The organism is Bacillus mycoides (assembly GCF_018742245.1).
Classification (GTDB): domain Bacteria; phylum Bacillota; class Bacilli; order Bacillales; family Bacillaceae_G; genus Bacillus_A; species Bacillus_A cereus_U.
This window is the reverse complement of the sequence record NZ_CP036132.1, coordinates 1119582-1137110: the sequence shown is the minus strand read 5'-3', so window position 1 is coordinate 1137110 and position 17529 is coordinate 1119582. Positions and strand designations below refer to the sequence as shown.

Here is a 17529-nt window from a genome sequence, read left to right as displayed (position 1 = left end):
ACTCGTTTGTCTTTTCCTTATACTTCATTTTATTATATCAGCCTTTTGAAAAATTCGTTTGTACCTCTCGAATCGGCCAATATCGTAAATCAACTTTACCGACAACTGTATCAGCTTTTACAAAACCGAAGTGCCTACTATCCCAGCTACCAAGGCGGTTGTCACCAACTACAAAAATAGAACCAGGTGGTACAAACTTTTCTTTCGTTAATTCTTCTAATTTAAAATCACCTGTTAATTGCCGTCCATTTATCTCTTTCTTATACGCCTCTAAATAAGGTTCCTCCACGAATTGTCCGTTTATATATAGTTTATCATGCTTATATTCGATATGATCCCCAGGTAAGCCGATAATTCGCTTTACATAGTCCTCTTTTTTATTCGCATGAAAAACGACGACATCAAATCGATTCAAGTCCCCTACTTGATAACTCACCTTATTCACAACGAGCATATTTCCATCTTGCAATGTCGGCATCATTGACTTCCCCTCTACAACGTACGTTGAAAAGAAAAACGTTCGAAAAAATACAGCTAATAGTACACCAATTAAAATTGTTCTTATCCACTCTAGCCCTTCTTTTTTCAAAGTTTTCTTCATTCGCTTCTCCCCTCGCCCTTTAATAATGAAGCTTCCTTTACAAAGAAGACTTTTCCTAATGTAGTTCTAACTTTACTTCAATTTTTTTACCGACATACCATAAAATAAAAATAACAATACCCACAATAACCGATTTCACCGGATTATGAATAAATGACACTAAATCATGACCGATATACGTTAAAATAAAAATCATAACAAGTTTTCCGAATGCTAATGCTAGTCCAAACTGTTTTACGCTAATGCGAGACAAACCAGCTACAACGTTTATAAGCGCAGATGGTGTAAACGGAAAACAAAATATAACAAAGATTGGCGCGAACCCTTTTCTTTCAATCCATCCCATCGCTTTTCGCACTCTCTCATGCTTATTTACAAAAGAAAAGAAACGACTTCGTCCAAAGCTGCGAATAATGAAAAATACAAGCATTGCACCAATTACTGACCCAAGCCACGAATAAAGAAATCCATACCAAAAGCCAAATGCAACAGCATTTGCCAACACAAACACAATGAGTGGTAATGCTGGAATGAGCGCCTCTATCATCGGTAAACCAATACCGAGAAGCGGTCCAAACGCCTTATAACTTTCAACAATATGATCCATATTTTCTGGTGAAAAATACTCTTTGATCGTTTGAAAATCCATTCTACACTTTACCCCTTTACTCTAATTACTACCTCTACTGTATCATTGCTTAAATGAAAGAGGAAATGGTAGATACGACATATGGAGATGCATTTATTAAAGTTTCCATACCTTTCGTTAGAATTCCTTCATTATTATGCTATTATAATCTTTCAATATTCGACAGGTTTTGTTATACGTTTGGTTGTTTGAGGAACAATATTTTTTGATGATTTTTTCGGTAAATGAAATTATATCGATGATTTTCTGAATACATCGACCACAACTCAATTTTTATCAGCGATTTTTCGAATTTATCGACTTTCCGACAAAAACGGACAAATAAAAAGGATGGGGGTCTCCCCATCCTCTCACACTTCGCCTTCCTTCACAAAATACACTTTCTCATATGCTGGTGTTAATTTAGATTCTTCATGTTTATCAATCTCTTTAAAGCAAGGATTCCCTTGTTTTTTCTTACGGTCTTCATATTCTGTCCGCAATTTCGCTGTACGATTTTGCTGATTTTCAAAGCTACTTTTTGACATTTCTAGTTTCACAGCGAAACCATTTATAAATCTAATAATAAGATTTCCATCTTTTAATTCTTTATTACCTTCAATATGAAAATGAGACAACCACGCACACTCTTTTCGAGAATAAGAATACGTAGGGAAAAAATAAAGTTGATCTGTCGGGCTAATTGCGATAGGAGCTTTATGTGTAATACGAGTTAACTCCTTCGTTCCTTCTTTTCTTCCAAAGAAACTAGAACCATGTTTCCGGCAACTTCTCTCTATAATATCGAGAGGCTTTTGAAATACGAAAAAAGAATCTTCCATTTCAATAATTCGCGTAACAACTTTCTTTTCCCCTAGAACAACCGGAAGTAAGGCCATTGTGTTTTTGCTTACAACATAGTTTTCGACATAACGTTCTACTTTACTTTCCATAGTCTACTGTCTGCTACTAAAAATATAGACAAATGTATATCCTTAGAGTATGTAGTTTTGCACGCTAAGAATATTTTTATCTATATTCGCACTTTTGTTAGTAACAGATTTTTCACCTCTCTTTTTTAAATTTTCGATTACTGTTTAATTTCCCTTTTATAGTAGCACCTACGAAAAGGAAATGGTTTACATTCTACGATTCTTTACAAATACTTATAATAAATCAAATATAATATAAATCTATTAATAATTATATATGAATAACAAATAAATAACCTGTATAAAAAGAGGATTCTATATACGAAAAAAGAATTTATATCATTTGTACTATGTTTAACACATTCTGCTTTTCATATAATTACAGCAATTAATTTTGCTATAATTAAAATATAAATCAAATATACGGAGGTCTCTCATGGAAGAAAAGCAAGATCATCCAACAATTCAAATGAAAAATAGTAGCATTGTTATCGTAAAAAATTCAGCGAGTATTATATTCGGTTTATTTTTTATTTTACTGTTCTTCGCGAAGCCTTTTCGTAAATCTAAATGTCCTGAATGTAAGAAACGTGAAAAGAAAAAAGCTGTGAAAGAACACTAAAAGGCCTTCCTTTACGGAAAGCCTTTTTACATACTGATTATCCAGTTCATTATTCTTCATATTCAACAAAAAAAAGGATGGCATAAGCCATCCTTTTTTCTATAATAAACTATAAAATTATAGTTTGATTACGTTTTTAGCTTGAGGTCCACGGTTGCCTTCTTCGATTTCGAAGCTAACTTTTTGACCTTCTTCTAAAGATTTGAAACCTTCAGTTTCGATTGCAGAGAAATGTACGAATACATCGTTTTCGCCTGGAACTTCGATGAAACCGAAGCCTTTTTCGTTGTTAAACCATTTTACTTGTCCTGTAACTGTCATAATTATTTCCTCCTACGAAAATACATTTTATTTAGTCTTCATGTATAAAAAAAGAATCCACACATTATCAAATTCGAAACATAAACTAGTTCTCACATACTTTTTCCCGTTTGTTTTCGGCACTTGATAATATATGGATTGCTTAATTTAATTATTCAACTGGTATTATCATAGCATACTTAAAATAGAATGTACAATCCTTTTTGAAAATAAAATTTCTAAATTTTAGTATTTCTTATACAATATAACCACACCCATTCTAATAAGGAGGCGTATATGACAGAAATAATCCCTAAAAAAACATTAAAGAGAATTGAAAAAGATATTGAAAATAACAATCTTGGAAAAGCAAGAGATAGATTACACGGATTAATCGCTACTTATCCGAATGAATTAGCACTTAGAAAAAAGCTCGGTGATATTTACTTTACATTACAATACCCAGAAATGGCTGGACGGTATTGGTATCTTGAAAAAGAGAAAACAGATGTTATGCACGCGGCATGTCTACAATTTGAACACTCGATGGGAAACGACTCTTATCATATTGTACGTGCTTTAAAATTCAAAGGAGATCATAACATTATTACAGGACTATACACCGAACATCCTTTACAGCCATTGCAGAAAAAAGTGGTAGAAGAACTAATTGATGATTATGAAGAAACATGGAAAGACAAACTATTTACATGGGGCTGTCTAGCATTATTCGCATTCCTTCTTTTTACTGCTATCGTTGGTATATTCACTATATTAGATTGGATATTTTAAATAGAAGTAGATGCCTATAACAGGCACCTACTTCTATCATTATTTCGTAAACTGTTCTTCTTCCGTAGATCCTTTTAAAGCAGTCGTTGATGAAGTACCGCCCGTAATTACTTGTGCTACTTCATCAAAGTATCCTGTTCCTACTTCGCGTTGATGGCGCGTTGCAGAGTAACCATCTTTTTCTGCTGCGAACTCTGCTTGTTGTAATTCAGAGTACGCTGCCATGCCGCGTTCTTTATAACCACGCGCTAATTCAAACATGCCGTAATTTAATGAATGGAATCCAGCAAGCGTTACGAACTGGAATTTATAACCGTACGATGCAATTTCTTGTTGGAAGCTTGCAATCGTTTTTTCATCTAGTTTTTGTTTCCAGTTAAATGAAGGAGAACAGTTGTAAGCGAGTAGCTTACCTGGATATTTCTTATGAATTGCGTCCGCAAAGCGTTTTGCATCTTCTAAATTTGGCTCCGACGTTTCACACCAAACGAGATCTGCATACGGCGCATACGCTAAACCACGTGCAATTGCTTGATCAAGACCTGCTTTCGTACGATAAAACCCTTCTGGCGTTCTTTCACCTGTAATAAACTCTTGATCAACTGGATCGATATCACTCGTAATTAAATCTGCCGCATCTGCATCTGTTCTTGCGACGATAATTGTTGGTACACCCATTACATCCGCAGCAAGACGTGCCGAAATTAAATTACGCACCGCTGTTTGCGTCGGTAATAATACTTTTCCGCCTAAATGCCCGCATTTTTTCTCTGAAGATAATTGGTCTTCAAAGTGCACGCCAGATGCACCTGCTTCAATCATTCCTTTCATTAGTTCAAATACATTTAATTGTCCACCGAACCCAGCTTCAGCATCAGCCACAATCGGTACGAAATAATCTGTATCACCGCTTCCTTCCATATGCTGAATTTGATCAGCACGTTGAAGTGTTTGGTTAATTCGTTTTACAACAGCCGGCACACTGTTCGCTGGGTATAAGCTTTGATCAGGATACATATGTCCAGAAAGATTCGCATCTGCCGCTACTTGCCAACCGCTTAAATAAATTGCTTTTAATCCAGCCTTCACTTGTTGCATCGCTTGGTTTCCTGTTAATGCCCCAAGTGCATTAATATAATCTTCTGTATGAAGTGATTTCCAAAGCTTCTCTGCACCGCAGCGCGCTAACGTATGTTCAATATCAATCGATCCACGCAGACGAATTACATCTTCAGCTGTATATGGACGTGTGATTCCTTTCCAGCGCGTATCTAATTCCCAGCTTTCCTGCAATTTATCAATTCTTTCGTTTTTCATATGTTCCATCCCCTTTTCTTGTTTCTTATAAAATTTCATAACCAGGTAATGTTAAAAACGGCATGAACTCGTTATTACGAACAAGGTTTGTAAACAGTTTTGTAGCTTCTTCAAATCTCCCTTTCTTAAACGCTTCCTTACCAATCTCACTTTCTATTTTTGCTAGTTCTTCTTCTTTCAATTCTTCCATCAATTTAAAAGTGATATTACGGCCATCACTTAGCTTCCCGCCCTCATGACGAATCCACTGCCATACTTGTGCTCTTGATATTTCCGCTGTTGCCGCATCTTCCATTAAGTTATAAATTGGAGCTGCTCCTCTCCCGCTTAACCAAGATGCAATATATTGAATACCTACATTAATATTTGTGCGAAGACCACCTTCTGTAATCGTTCCCATCGGTACTTCTAATAAATCCTTTTCTGTTACACGTATTTCTTCACGCTTTCTAAAAATTTGATTTGGCGTTTTCATTATGTGATTAAATACTTCCATTGCAACCGGTACAAGTCCCGGGTGGGCAACCCAAGTCCCGTCATGACCGTCTAAAGCTTCGCGCTCCTTATCAGCACGCACTTTCTCGAAAGCCGCCTCATTTGCTTCTGGATCATTTTTAATCGGGATTTGCGCTGCCATTCCTCCGATTGCCGGCGCATTACGACGATGACACGTTTGAATAACTTTCAAAGAATACGCGCGCATAAACGGCGTTGTCATCGTGACTTGCGCTCTATCCGGAAGTAAAAATCCATTATGATTACGAAAGCTCTTTAAGAAACTAAATATATAATCCCATCGCCCGCAGTTTAAACCAGCAGAATGATCTCTTAGTTCATACAGAATTTCATCCATTTCAAATGAAGCGTGAATCGTTTCTATTAACACAGTCGCTTTAATCGTTCCGTTCGGAATGCCGATATATTTTTGAGCAAATACGAAAACATCATTCCATAATCTTGCCTCTAAGTAACTTTCCATTTTCGGTAAGTAAAAATACGGGCCACTTCCTTTTGCTAAAAGCACCTTCGCATTATGGAAAAAGTACAAGCCAAAATCTACTAAACTGCCAGACATGTTCTTGCCGTCAACTTGCATATGTTTTTCTTCTAAATGCCACCCTCTCGGACGCACAATTAATACAGCTGTTTTACTATTTAAACGATATCCTTTTCCGTTTTCATTTTTATGTGAGATCGTTCCCTTATTCGCATCTCGTAAGTTAATTTGACCTTCGACAGCATTTCTCCAAGTTGGTGCATTCGAATCTTCAAAGTCCGCCATAAAAAGATGTGCTCCTGAATTTAAAGCGTTAATGACCATCTTTCTATCCACCGGTCCAGTAATCTCCACGCGGCGGTCCTCTAAATCTTTCGGAAGCTGGGCAATTGTCCAATCACCTTCACGTATATGCTTTGTTTCTTCTAAAAACTTAGGTAACTCCCCTGCATCAATTCTTTTTTGTTTCTCCACACGCTGTTGTAAAAGTTCCGTGCGGCGTTCATTGAAATTTTCATGTAGTTCTTTTAAAAAACTAAGCGCCTCAGGTGTCAATATTTCGTTGTACGCTGGTAACACTTCTCCAACGAGTGTAACCCGTGAAGTTTGCGTCGACATATTAGCATCCCCTTCTTAAACTGTTTTATAACAGATTTGATTTTATGTTTTATATTATATAACAAATCTTCAGAAAAGGAAGTTTTTTTTGAAAATTTAACAGATTTTTTCCAAAGATATATTTATTTCAAGCAAAAAAAGAGCTGGTGTTGTATAACACCAGCTCTTTTTATAAATTATTGTTGCTCATCATTTAAAATTGCTCTATATAAGAATGTTGCATATTGTTCACGCGTTACACTCATAGACGGACCAAATTTATTTTCTCCTATTCCATTTGTAATATTATTTGTTTGTATTGCGCTAATTGCATTTTTTGCCCATGAATCTACTGGAACATCATTAAAAGTATGAGGTCCCTTTGCTTCTAATTCAAAAGCATTCGTAAGAACCTGTGCCATTTCCGCACGTGTTAGCGTATCCTTCGGTCTAAAGTTCCCAGTTCCATCACCTTTTAAGATACCTACTTCTGTTAATACTAAAATTTCTTCTATGAACATTGTTGAGTTTTCATTAATATCTTTGTATGGATTCTCAAGTACGTCGCCTTCCTCAAACACTTCGCTAAAATCAAACGTACGATAAATTAAAGCCGCTACTTGCTCACGTGTTACATTATCACCAAAACCAAAATTCCCATTTCCATAACCATTAATGATTCCCCAGCCTGCTAGAGTATGAATAGCTTCAGAAGACCAATGACCTTTCGGTACATCTTTAAATACAACAGAATTTGCTTGTTGTTGTTGCTTCACAACTACTTCAGCATTTACTTTAGTACCTTCTGCACTCAATACAACTCCACCCATAATTGTTAAAGCCGTTGCTATTTTTAAAAACTTTTTCTTCACCGCATTTCCCCCTAAAAACATACTTTTTTTCTAATATAAAGAATTAATAAAAAAGTATCAATATACTTATTTATATAAGTTTTGTCTAATTTGCGAACAATTTTTCACATACTTCCCTTTACACTTCGTTAATAATAAAGTTACTAAATAATGTCTTTTTCTTATGAATTGTCACTTTAACACACCTAATTTTTCCATTTTCAGTAAATTCCTATTTCGTATTAAGATGAATAAACATACATAAATCACATAAAAAAAAGCGCAAAACTTTTGCGCTTTTTTCAAAATAACATATTACTATAATTAAAATATTTTCACCTTACTATTAACAACTTTTGAATTTCCGCTTAATACTTCTCATCTTTCAAATGAAAATTAATAATAGCCTTATATAAAAATGCTGCATATTGCTCACGTGTTACAAATTTATTTGGTTCAAATTTTCCATTCCCTGTTCCTATTATGACATTATTAGATTGCAATGCACTAATTGCATTTTTTGCCCAATAATTATTTGGTACATCTATAAATGTATGTTTCTTCTTCACTTCAAATGAAAATGCTCGTGTAAGGACTTGTGCTACTTCTGCACGTGTTATCGTTTCCCTCGGTCTGAAATTCCCCTTCTCATCGCCTTTAAAAATACCATGTTCTGTTAATGCTAAAATTTCCTTTGGAAACATTGTTGATCTTTCAGAAATATCTTTATACGGATTATGTAACGGTCCTTCATGTTTTATATTAAGTGCGCGATACAGTACTGCCGCCACTTGTTCTCGCGTTACATTATCGCCAACACCAAATTTCCCATTTCCATAACCTAGCATAACTTTATTATATGCAACGTCTATAATATATTCATATGCCCAATAGTCTACTGGAACATCATCAAATACAATCATTTCTGGATACTCTTCTGCTTTTATATTAGGAACATTTGCATTTAATAATAAACCACCCATAATAGTCGCTGCCGTCATTATACGCAACATTCTTTTCTTCATTGCCCTCTCTCCTTCATTTCCATTTCATTAAAATGGAAAATAATAGACTACATTCTTTTTCCATATTACATATGCTGTATTTGCAAATCTCATGTAATACATTCATTTTTAACATCTATTATTTTGAAGATTACTACTAAAGGAAAGCAAATTCGTTCTCATTTCAATTGGTATACCGAATCATAGACAAATTATTATGACGTACACTCTGTAAATCCTTCTTCAGTTTCAAAGGATTTACAATGTTGTACACTAACAATATTCTATAAGATTTTCATTAAATCCTTTGCTTATAAAAACTTCATTTTTCAGACAAAAAAAGTGCAAATATTGTCCATTTGCACTAAAAAACATTCCACCTATTAACGTTAATGACGTAGCTACTTTTAATCCCGGTAAATATTATGCTTCTGAGTACACTTTCACTCTTTCATCCCTCGGCTTCCAGAAAGTAAGTGCCATTCCTACAAATATAAGGATAATCCCCACTACTTGCATACTAGTCGGTCTAAATCCGGTAAAGACTGTATCTAATAGTATTGCAACCGCAGGATCTAAAAACACTAATACCGAAATTAATCTCGTCGATAAATCTCTTAGACTGTCAAAAAATAAATAATATACAAACCCAGTATGTATAAGACCTGTCGCTGTGATCATCATCCAGTTCATCTCTGTTAATCCTTGAAATTTCCCGAAATCTATAAATGGTAATAATAAAAATATACCTAAAAATGTTTGTACAAATGTCATCGCATATGCACTCGTATGCTTAATTCCTTTTCCTAGCAACGTTGTAAAAGCATAAAATAAAGCTGCAAGAAGTGCCCACACCATGCCAGATGACATTAGCTTTTCTAACGACACACTTCCATCTACACCAGCTACTAAAACTGTACCGATAAAACAAATAACGATCGATATAACCGCAAATACTGTTAGCCTCTCTTTAAATACGATACTGCCAATCATTAATACGATGATTGGAGCAAGATGATAGACAGAAATCGCAATTGTAATCGACATTACTTCAAATGCTTTAAATAAAAAGACCCAGTTAAAAACGAGAAATACACCACAAGCTAATATTTGTATGGTTTCTTTTTTGTTCCATTTCTCACTTTTGTATTGCCCTGTTACGAACCAACATAATGCTAAAAATAAAGTCGCACAAATACAACGAACAAATACTAATTCAAAAGACGGTAAACCAGTTTGTACAGAAAAAAATCCAATCGATCCGAAAATAGACATCGAAAGAATCATTTTTATAGCTGGCATTGATTTTGAATGAAACAAACTATTAACCTCCTAAATATTTAACTGAATATTCCATATATTATACACTATAATTTCCCAAAATTCGAATACTCCACAATAAAAAGAAGCAGTATCCTACTGCTTCTTCTGTTTTTCATATTGTTCAAACGTATGAATTCTTTCGAAAATTGGTGGATGTGTGTATAAGAAAAATTTCACTAACGCAGGCGGATTTACTTGGCTTAAACTTGTTTTTGATAAGTATTGAAATGTTTTCACACCTGATTTCCCATCTTTCGTCATATCTAAAGCATATTGATCTGCCGCGCGTTCTTCTATACGTGAAACATAGTTTGTTGCTGGCTGTGATGCAAAAGATAATAACGAGGAAATTAAGAAAAACAAAGGTAAAATTGAGAAACATGCCACTTTTGAAATTTGCAGCGTATCTCCCCATTTTCGAATACACATATTTAAAATACGACTAATTAAATACATACCTACAAACGATAACAAGACATAACTAGCAACGCCCCAATATATATGTTTCATAACATAATGTCCCATTTCATGGGCCATTATAAATAAAATCTCTTTATCTTTTAATTGCTTAAGCGTTGTATCCCACATTACAATACGCGAGTTAAGACCAATTCCTGTTACATATGCATTTAACGAATTCGTTTTTTTCGACATATTTACTTCATATACATGTTTAGCAGGAATGTCAGCTTTGTCTGCCATCGCTAAAATTTTCGTTTCTAACTCTTTATTTTTCAGCGTCGAGAAATCGTTATAAAGTGGATCAATAATAACAGGTTGCACGAACGTTAAAAAGATTGTAAATGGTACAGAGAGCGCCCATCCTGCTAACCACCATCTCTTCGGGAATTTACGGATAAGCCATAAAAGAACTGTAACAATGAGTAACATAGTCGCATAATTCACCCAAAAATCGATAACGTGATCTTTTATCCAGCTTTGTGTACTTTGCGTGGAAATGCCGTAATCAACGGACACTTTACGCCCGATCCATTGCATCGGTAATGCAAGAATTGTTGTCAGTAGTGATAAATAAAAGAAATAAATCGCAACTTGTAAGACACTTATTTTAGTCGTTTCCTTTGACCATTTCTCAAACTTTTTTGAAATACCGAGCACGAGTACAAATAATAAAATAATCCATTCAAGAGGCGTCGCTAAAAAATACAGTAAATTTTTCACGCGCGAATAATCTTGGCTTAGCGTAAGCTCTTTCGCATTCATAAAAGTTTCTGGATCTGCACTCGTTCCTTTATACATCTCCGGAATGAGTTCATGATTCCATCCAAATAAATACCAATATATAAATAACGCAAACCCAACGTACAAAAAAAGCGACCACCCAATAACTTTCCTCACGTTATTCCCTCCTCTATGCTGCCTGTCTATTATTATTGTAAGTTCATACTTTCAAAATTAGAACAAGCTAATCGTGAGAATTGTTCTAGCCCGTTCAATTTACATAAAAAAACTCTTCTATTACAAGAAGAGTTTCACCTATTTTTAGACACTTTCCTCGGTTCATAATCCGGAATAAGAAAAGCACTTACAAACCAACACATTAAACCGGCGCCTTTTACATATTTTATATATTCATAGTCTTGAAAAAATAGCGTCGTTATAATAATCGTAAAAAAACCTACTAAAACAAGTATATATCCTATTTGTTTCTTCGATAACATAGATACTCCCCCCTTAAGGCAGTACATCTATTAACAAACTGAAATCTTGTACAGAAAAAGAACTATATTTCATAATACCTTGTACAGCTAAAAGTAAAACAAGACCGATCACACACATATAGTTAACACTTTCGTCACTCTTTTTTTCAGTAACCATGCCACCACTTATACATAAAACCCCTAATAAATGGAGCGCTAAATACATGAAAAAGTAGGCTTCCTCCCAGCGGAGAATAACATTTACTGTCGTTATTAGCACTATGCTAAGTAAAATCAAATAAAAAAACTTATTTGATGATATCGTTTCATTCATATAATTTTATACATCCCTTTCAAATTTCGAATTAATGATGTTTCAAAGCTATAAAGTAAATGATTGTTTTCATACTATAAAACAAAAGGAAAGCCACTATTACTTTCACGAATATTTTATGAACCCACATATACTTCTCTTCATTTTTTCTGAAGATGCGCTTCATCATTTCTTCTACAATTAGACCAAATATTAGTAAAACCCCTAATACAATAAGAAGAGAAATAATATTTTCTTTTAAATGAGTACTAGAAAATAAGTAATACTCTGGAAACACAATCGTATCTACTACAGGTTGAATCCAATTACAAAAGCTTTTATCACACATATCAGTAATAGACGTAGCATCTATAATATCTTTCAATATTTTCTAAAACGTCTTCTTCATCTCATTTATCTCCCACTACATCTGCAAAACTCTTTACCTGCTCTGCATATATAACAGGCACTTCTTTACTCCAGTATTTGCGGTTAACAAATAAAAAGATGAGTACTAAGTTTAACCCTGCCATAAAAATAATTAATCCTGGAAAGAATGTCGTATAGTTCGAAAAATCGGCAAAACTCATTATCTTTTCTCTGCTTACTAGAAAAGAAGAAGTAAGTACAAACGCATTGTTTAACATATGAATAGCAATTGGCATGAGTAAGCTTTTCGTACGAATATATACAATGGATAGTACGATGCTAAACACGAATGCGCCAAGGAAATCAACATGTAAGCACGCAAATAAAAGTGCTACAACGACCATTGCTATACTAGTACCCCATTTTGCAGCAAAGCGCTGAAGTAAAAATCCACGAAAAACAAATTCCCCAATAATAGGCGCGATAAATACAACCATAATAAATTGATATACATATCCCCCGGTACTATCTATAATCGGTTCATGCAAGGCATTCATAATAAAATCTGGTGTAATCCATGCAAAGCTGTACATGTACAAAATAAGATAGCCGTAACTAAACATACAAAGCATAATCGCGATGTACAAAACTTGCACCAAGTTAAATGTTTCATTTTTATTAACAAATAATGAAAATGAAACACGGTGCTTTCTATACTCATAAAAAATCCATGCAATCGGAAGGATATAAAATATAAGTATATTTATAAAAGAAGAATTTTGTATATGAAATGTACTTTCTAACAATTCCCCACTACTTCTCGCTACTAAAATTAATAGTGCAAATACAATTAAAAAATATCTAGCTCGCATCATTTGAAACGGATTCACACTCATCTCCTCCCCTATGTTACTTTTATCATATCATTTGATTCTTAATTTTTTGTGAAAGAAAACCTTAAATTTTCCTTAAAAATTCCATATGTTACAAAAAGATGATATGATATTCGAGGAAATTAAGGGGGATTCTTATGTATCAAGCAAATATATTACTCATCGATGATGAAACAGCAATTTTACAACTACTAACTACCATTCTTGAAAAAGAAGGTTTTTCTCATATTACAACTGCAACATCAGCTGAATTAGCTTTATCTCTCACCGAAAAAAACAATTACGATTTAATTATTTTAGATGTCATGCTTCCTGGACAATCTGGTTTTGATATTTGTCCGATTATTCGCCAACAAACAGATTGTCCGATTTTCTTCCTATCAGCGAAGGCATCTGATTTAGATAAAATATCTGGATTTTCATACGGTGCAGATGATTATATTACGAAGCCATTTAATCCATTAGAAGTCGTAGCTCGTATGAAAGCACAACTTCGAAGACATATGAAACAAACAGTACCACACGAACAAAACGCACACTCCATTTCATTTGGGAGATTTGAAATTGATCAACATTCTGCGGAACTAACAGTAGATGGGAACGTTGTCGAATGTTCCGCTCAACTCTTTCAACTACTACTCTTCTTTTGCGAGAATCCGAACTACGTATTTTCGAAAGAAGAAATATACGAAAAAGTTTGGGGAGCACCAGCCTATAATAGCGATGACAATACTGTTATGGTTCACATTCGAAAACTACGTGAAAAAATTGAACAAAATCCAAGTAATCCATTGTACATCAAAACGGTTCGTGGACTTGGCTATAAGTTCGTTACAAAGTAGGGTGACGATATGAATCTTAATAAACGGCTTATCATCCAATTTATACTGCAACACGTTTTTGTTTTAGTTACATTACTTATTGCTGTAGTCGCTGCTTTCACTTATTTAATTTTTCTTGTCACTAGCATTTCATACGAACCTAATATTCCGGATTCTGATAGTTTTACAATTTCAAGATATATCTCTTCAGAGGATGGCGATATTACGTTAAAAACGGAAGTAAAAGATTTAATTAAAGAGAAAAATGATTGGATTCAGATTGTAGAAGAAAACGGAAAAGTCCTCTATCAATTTAATACACCAAGTGATGTCCCAACTTCTTATACAAAAACATCTTTACTCGCACATATACAGAATCATATAGAAAGCCCTTATACATTTACATATTGGGAAATTGAAGTAGAAGAAAAGAACGTACTTGTTATTTACGGCGGTATGTTAAAAAGTAATGCATTATTAAAAACAATTCAGAAAGAACACCCTTCTGTATCTACAGATTCATTCACATTAACGGAACAAGAAAAACAGTTACTCTCTAAAGAAAAAGCAACACTGCAAATATTTAATCATAATGGCGAAGAGGTTTTTTCCTATCCAACTGGAAAGAAAAAAACACTTTCAACAATACAGACTGCTCTTAACGAAAAAGAACCGTGGAATCATAAAGAAAACACGTCTAGCTTTTACGATGCAAATAGTGGTCAGCTTCTCGTCATTACAGCAAAAAATGAACGCTACTACCCAGATGACGAAATTGAGGATGTATTTACTAAGAAGTTTCTAATCGGATGCGGATTAATCCTTCTTATCGTCTTTGTTTATTTAGTCATTCTATCTATTTGGTACGGAAATAAGTTTGGGAAACCGTTACTACACGCGATGCGTTGGCTTAAAAATATCGCTGGTGGAAAATATGAAGAACCTGTTAGTAAAAAAGGAAAACCAGTTCGATTCAGGCGATCCGGTAAAGAAAAATGGTCATTTCGCTTATTTAGAGATGTTACTAGTTCACTAGAGCACCTTTCTATAACACTCAAAAAAAATGATGCGATGAGGCAAGTACTGCAGCAAACACGTGAAGAATGGATTACTGGTCTCACACACGATTTAAAAACACCGCTTAGCTCTATATACGGCTATGCATTATTACTAGAATCGAAGCAATATAATTGGACTGATCAAGACATTCAACAATTTGGCCATGTAATGAAAGAAAAATCTCAATATATGACTACATTAATTGACGACTTAAGCTTAACATATCAATTAAAAAATGATACTCTTCCTGCACAACACGTAAATGTTGAAATTAATCAGTTCGTCCAAAAAGTATTATTACAATTTATTAATAACCCGACACTAAAAAATCAAAACATTGAATTCGTGCCAAGTTCAAGCAAAATCCAATATTTTATTGAAGAAAAGTGGTTCCAACGTATTATCGAAAACTTATTAGCAAACGCTGTAAAACATAATAATGAAACAACAAACGTAATCGTAAAACTTTCGCAAAATACAAATTCATTTACACTATCTATTTCAGATGATGGAAAAGGTATGGACGATAAAACGAAGGGGCTTCTATTCGAGCGATATTACAGAGGAACGAATACAGAAGAAAGCAACATTGGAACTGGCCTTGGCCTCGCCATTACAAAACAGCTCGTTCTTGCTCATAACGGAACGATTTCCATTGATAGTGAACTTGGAAAAGGAACGACGATTATACTTGTGTTTCCGTTTAGTTCGTAGGAAAAGGTGCTTTACAAAAGCACCTTTTCTTTAATACTCTTCTATGACTACCATTAATAACTTCCGGATTTGTTCATATATGCTTAGTTGTTGATTCAGTTCCACATATTGTCCCAGATTACCTAAAAATACATATTCCGGATACGCTTGTAAAAAACTTTTATACAACATCTCTCTTTGAGACTTTGGAACTTTTTTCAAGGCAAAAACATAACTCAAACTTCCATCTATTAATGACGTATAGCTGTAAAAATCATCCGCAAAAGACTCTGTCTTATATTCCTCTTCAATTCTTTCTATATCTTCTGACGGGTATGGTATTTCTAATTCTTCTTTTAAATATTCAAGCTTTTGACGAAGTTCTACGTTAATTCTCACTATGTCCTCTCTCCTATTTTCCCACTAACACAAACACATTCTCATCAGGTGCTTCCATTACCGCAACATGTCCTGATTCTGTTGGAAATGGTTCGCGAATCCATTTTACATCTTTATTATCTTTTAAACTTTCATACGTTTGTTGTACATCTTCTACTAATACTTCGACTTCCATAAAATTAATATCCGGATGATTACTTATTACTAGCTCGGAACTTTTTTCATCTGGAAACTTTAATCCTATTAACGTCCAAATACCCCTTTCTTCTAGTTCTCTTTCTATAATCCAGTTTTGCTTCATTCCCATTTCTTCATAAAAAGAAACCGACTTTTCTATATCCTTCGTATGTATAGATACACATTCTAGTTTTTTGAACATCTTTCCATTTCCCCCTTATAAAAAAGCGAACCATCTCTCAATGACTCGCTCTTAATCTATTATTTCTTCTTCACCGGTATCCAAAGCTCAACTTGAGCGAACTCACTCTTATCTGCATGGCAACGCTCATCGTATTGTTCAAACTCTGTAACTCCGCAATGTTCGTATCCTGAATGCGGGAACCATTCTGAGAATACTGCATTCCACGTTTGATGAATAGACGCTACCATTTCTTCATGAGGAACTTTTGGTGTTGTAAATACTGCATACGTTGCGGATGGGAATGTACGCTTTGCAATTGCACTCGGTACATTTTCAAAGTCTGTAACTTCCATTCCAATAATATAAGTGAAGTCCCCTGTTTCTAAATTAAAATCAGTACATAATCCAAGTTCTACCCATTGGCTCGTATCTTTACGATTCGGAATTGTCGTTCCAAGATCTTTTTGTAAATATTCTTGCCAAAATGCTGGAATGTCTTGATGATTTTTTCCTTCTTTACTCGTCGTCTTCAGTTCATAACCCGCCATTAAAAATTCTGGTTTATTTACAATACGATATTCCATTTGTATGCCCCCTAAATACGGATTTAATTTTCTTTGTTTTACATTCACTCTATAATACATCGGTGTTTCAATTTCTTGTTTTCGATATTCACTCGGTGTCATTTGAAATAATTTTTTAAAGGCTCTCGTGAACGTTTCGTGAGATTGAAAGCCATGCTCAAATGCGATATCAATAACTTTTTCATCCGTATGAGAAAGTTGATAAGCTGCCCGGGCTAACCTCCTCTTTCGAACATACTCCATTACCGTATCACCTACTAACGCCTGGAATACACGATGAAAATGCGACTCAGAAAAACCTGCAATCCGCGCTAAATTACGCAGCGTTTGTTTTTCCATTACATCTTCCTCAATATAATCAATTGACCTTTGAACTTGTGTTTCATAGCTTTCCATCTCTGTTCACCCGCCT

At 34.5% G+C, this 17529-nt stretch carries 21 protein-coding genes; 4 read left to right on the top strand and 17 right to left on the bottom strand.

Annotated features, from left to right (window positions below):
• Positions 1-37 precede the first annotated feature (37 nt).
• The 3 genes from lepB to EXW56_RS05720 form a co-directional block, all read right to left on the bottom strand.
• Positions 38-601, bottom strand: a complete 564-nt coding sequence (gene lepB / locus EXW56_RS05730; protein ID WP_002158924.1) for a signal peptidase I — start codon at positions 599-601, stop codon at positions 38-40.
• Positions 602-656: 55 nt separating this feature from the next.
• The gene (locus EXW56_RS05725; RefSeq protein ID WP_002201415.1) at positions 657-1250 is read right to left on the bottom strand and encodes a TVP38/TMEM64 family protein; all 594 of its coding nucleotides are present in this window, start codon (positions 1248-1250) and stop codon (positions 657-659) included.
• 350 nt (positions 1251-1600) lie between these two features.
• Entirely contained in the window at positions 1601-2182 is a 582-nt protein-coding gene (locus EXW56_RS05720; protein WP_215597295.1) for a competence protein ComK, read from the bottom strand.
• Between the two features lie 415 nt (positions 2183-2597).
• Between EXW56_RS05720 and EXW56_RS05715 the strand changes: the two genes are divergently transcribed.
• Positions 2598-2783 carry a hypothetical protein gene (locus EXW56_RS05715; RefSeq protein ID WP_002011281.1) on the top strand — a complete coding sequence of 62 codons (186 nt, stop codon included), beginning with the start codon at positions 2598-2600 and terminating at the stop codon, positions 2781-2783.
• Positions 2784-2900: 117 nt separating this feature from the next.
• Here EXW56_RS05715 and cspA read toward each other — a convergent pair whose 3' ends face one another.
• Positions 2901-3104 carry an RNA chaperone/antiterminator CspA gene (cspA, locus tag EXW56_RS05710; RefSeq protein WP_000218989.1) on the bottom strand — a complete coding sequence of 68 codons (204 nt, stop codon included), beginning with the start codon at positions 3102-3104 and terminating at the stop codon, positions 2901-2903.
• Positions 3105-3380: 276 nt separating this feature from the next.
• Here cspA and EXW56_RS05705 point away from each other — a divergent pair, with 276 nt between their 5' ends.
• Positions 3381-3875 carry a DUF6584 family protein gene (locus tag EXW56_RS05705; protein WP_002201417.1) on the top strand — a complete coding sequence of 165 codons (495 nt, stop codon included), beginning with the start codon at positions 3381-3383 and terminating at the stop codon, positions 3873-3875.
• A gap of 39 nt (positions 3876-3914) precedes the next feature.
• Here EXW56_RS05705 and aceA read toward each other — a convergent pair whose 3' ends face one another.
• From aceA to EXW56_RS05655, 10 genes are all read right to left on the bottom strand, one after another.
• Complete coding sequence (gene aceA / locus EXW56_RS05700) at positions 3915-5192, bottom strand: isocitrate lyase (RefSeq protein WP_002201418.1); 1278 nt, start codon at positions 5190-5192, stop codon at positions 3915-3917.
• 25 nt (positions 5193-5217) lie between these two features.
• The gene (gene aceB / locus EXW56_RS05695; protein WP_002201419.1) at positions 5218-6807 is read right to left on the bottom strand and encodes a malate synthase A; all 1590 of its coding nucleotides are present in this window, start codon (positions 6805-6807) and stop codon (positions 5218-5220) included.
• 176 nt (positions 6808-6983) lie between these two features.
• Positions 6984-7658 (bottom strand): S-layer homology domain-containing protein, encoded by a 675-nt coding sequence (locus EXW56_RS05690; RefSeq protein WP_002201420.1) that lies wholly within the window; start codon positions 7656-7658, stop codon positions 6984-6986.
• 347 nt (positions 7659-8005) lie between these two features.
• Positions 8006-8662, bottom strand: a complete 657-nt coding sequence (locus tag EXW56_RS05685; protein WP_002201421.1) for an S-layer homology domain-containing protein — start codon at positions 8660-8662, stop codon at positions 8006-8008.
• A gap of 402 nt (positions 8663-9064) precedes the next feature.
• Positions 9065-9961, bottom strand: coding sequence for a DMT family transporter (locus EXW56_RS05680; protein ID WP_002201422.1), 897 nt, complete (start codon positions 9959-9961; stop codon positions 9065-9067).
• A gap of 96 nt (positions 9962-10057) precedes the next feature.
• Complete coding sequence (locus EXW56_RS05675) at positions 10058-11323, bottom strand: M48 family metallopeptidase (protein ID WP_002201423.1); 1266 nt, start codon at positions 11321-11323, stop codon at positions 10058-10060.
• 134 nt (positions 11324-11457) lie between these two features.
• Positions 11458-11646, bottom strand: coding sequence for a hypothetical protein (locus EXW56_RS05670; protein WP_002201424.1), 189 nt, complete (start codon positions 11644-11646; stop codon positions 11458-11460).
• A 13-nt stretch (positions 11647-11659) separates the two neighbouring features.
• Positions 11660-11959 (bottom strand): DUF2101 family protein, encoded by a 300-nt coding sequence (locus EXW56_RS05665; RefSeq protein ID WP_002201425.1) that lies wholly within the window; start codon positions 11957-11959, stop codon positions 11660-11662.
• Positions 11960-11990: 31 nt separating this feature from the next.
• Positions 11991-12287 (bottom strand): hypothetical protein, encoded by a 297-nt coding sequence (locus tag EXW56_RS05660; protein WP_080013776.1) that lies wholly within the window; start codon positions 12285-12287, stop codon positions 11991-11993.
• A gap of 61 nt (positions 12288-12348) precedes the next feature.
• Positions 12349-13197 (bottom strand): CPBP family intramembrane glutamic endopeptidase, encoded by an 849-nt coding sequence (locus EXW56_RS05655; RefSeq protein WP_002201427.1) that lies wholly within the window; start codon positions 13195-13197, stop codon positions 12349-12351.
• A 140-nt stretch (positions 13198-13337) separates the two neighbouring features.
• Between EXW56_RS05655 and EXW56_RS05650 the strand changes: the two genes are divergently transcribed.
• Positions 13338-14042 carry a response regulator transcription factor gene (locus tag EXW56_RS05650; RefSeq protein WP_002201428.1) on the top strand — a complete coding sequence of 235 codons (705 nt, stop codon included), beginning with the start codon at positions 13338-13340 and terminating at the stop codon, positions 14040-14042.
• Between the two features lie 9 nt (positions 14043-14051).
• Positions 14052-15794, top strand: coding sequence for an ATP-binding response regulator (locus EXW56_RS05645; RefSeq protein WP_002201429.1), 1743 nt, complete (start codon positions 14052-14054; stop codon positions 15792-15794).
• 30 nt (positions 15795-15824) lie between these two features.
• On the opposite strand, the gene EXW56_RS05640 is transcribed toward EXW56_RS05645, so the two are convergent.
• From EXW56_RS05640 to EXW56_RS05630, 3 genes are read right to left on the bottom strand one after another with little or no spacing between them, the layout of a single operon-like run.
• Positions 15825-16172: a YxiJ family protein gene (locus EXW56_RS05640; RefSeq protein ID WP_002201430.1), complete on the bottom strand. Its 348-nt coding sequence runs from the start codon at positions 16170-16172 to the stop codon at positions 15825-15827.
• A gap of 13 nt (positions 16173-16185) precedes the next feature.
• Positions 16186-16551, bottom strand: coding sequence for a VOC family protein (locus EXW56_RS05635; RefSeq protein WP_002201431.1), 366 nt, complete (start codon positions 16549-16551; stop codon positions 16186-16188).
• Between the two features lie 59 nt (positions 16552-16610).
• Positions 16611-17513 carry an AraC family transcriptional regulator gene (locus EXW56_RS05630; protein WP_002201432.1) on the bottom strand — a complete coding sequence of 301 codons (903 nt, stop codon included), beginning with the start codon at positions 17511-17513 and terminating at the stop codon, positions 16611-16613.
• Positions 17514-17529 lie beyond the last annotated feature (16 nt).

Coding starts and splice junctions, on each gene's coding strand:
- lepB (WP_002158924.1), bottom strand. CDS start 601: ATGAAGAAAACTTTGAAAAAAGAAGGGCTAGAGTGGATAAGAACAATT.
- EXW56_RS05725 (WP_002201415.1), bottom strand. CDS start 1,250: ATGGATTTTCAAACGATCAAAGAGTATTTTTCACCAGAAAATATGGAT.
- EXW56_RS05720 (WP_215597295.1), bottom strand. CDS start 2,182: ATGGAAAGTAAAGTAGAACGTTATGTCGAAAACTATGTTGTAAGCAAA.
- EXW56_RS05715 (WP_002011281.1), top strand. CDS start 2,598: ATGGAAGAAAAGCAAGATCATCCAACAATTCAAATGAAAAATAGTAGC.
- cspA (WP_000218989.1), bottom strand. CDS start 3,104: ATGACAGTTACAGGACAAGTAAAATGGTTTAACAACGAAAAAGGCTTC.
- EXW56_RS05705 (WP_002201417.1), top strand. CDS start 3,381: ATGACAGAAATAATCCCTAAAAAAACATTAAAGAGAATTGAAAAAGAT.
- aceA (WP_002201418.1), bottom strand. CDS start 5,192: ATGAAAAACGAAAGAATTGATAAATTGCAGGAAAGCTGGGAATTAGAT.
- aceB (WP_002201419.1), bottom strand. CDS start 6,807: ATGTCGACGCAAACTTCACGGGTTACACTCGTTGGAGAAGTGTTACCA.
- EXW56_RS05685 (WP_002201421.1), bottom strand. CDS start 8,662: ATGAAGAAAAGAATGTTGCGTATAATGACGGCAGCGACTATTATGGGT.
- EXW56_RS05670 (WP_002201424.1), bottom strand. CDS start 11,646: ATGTTATCGAAGAAACAAATAGGATATATACTTGTTTTAGTAGGTTTT.
- EXW56_RS05665 (WP_002201425.1), bottom strand. CDS start 11,959: ATGAATGAAACGATATCATCAAATAAGTTTTTTTATTTGATTTTACTT.
- EXW56_RS05660 (WP_080013776.1), bottom strand. CDS start 12,287: ATGTGTGATAAAAGCTTTTGTAATTGGATTCAACCTGTAGTAGATACG.
- EXW56_RS05650 (WP_002201428.1), top strand. CDS start 13,338: ATGTATCAAGCAAATATATTACTCATCGATGATGAAACAGCAATTTTA.
- EXW56_RS05645 (WP_002201429.1), top strand. CDS start 14,052: ATGAATCTTAATAAACGGCTTATCATCCAATTTATACTGCAACACGTT.
- EXW56_RS05635 (WP_002201431.1), bottom strand. CDS start 16,551: ATGTTCAAAAAACTAGAATGTGTATCTATACATACGAAGGATATAGAA.
- EXW56_RS05630 (WP_002201432.1), bottom strand. CDS start 17,513: ATGGAAAGCTATGAAACACAAGTTCAAAGGTCAATTGATTATATTGAG.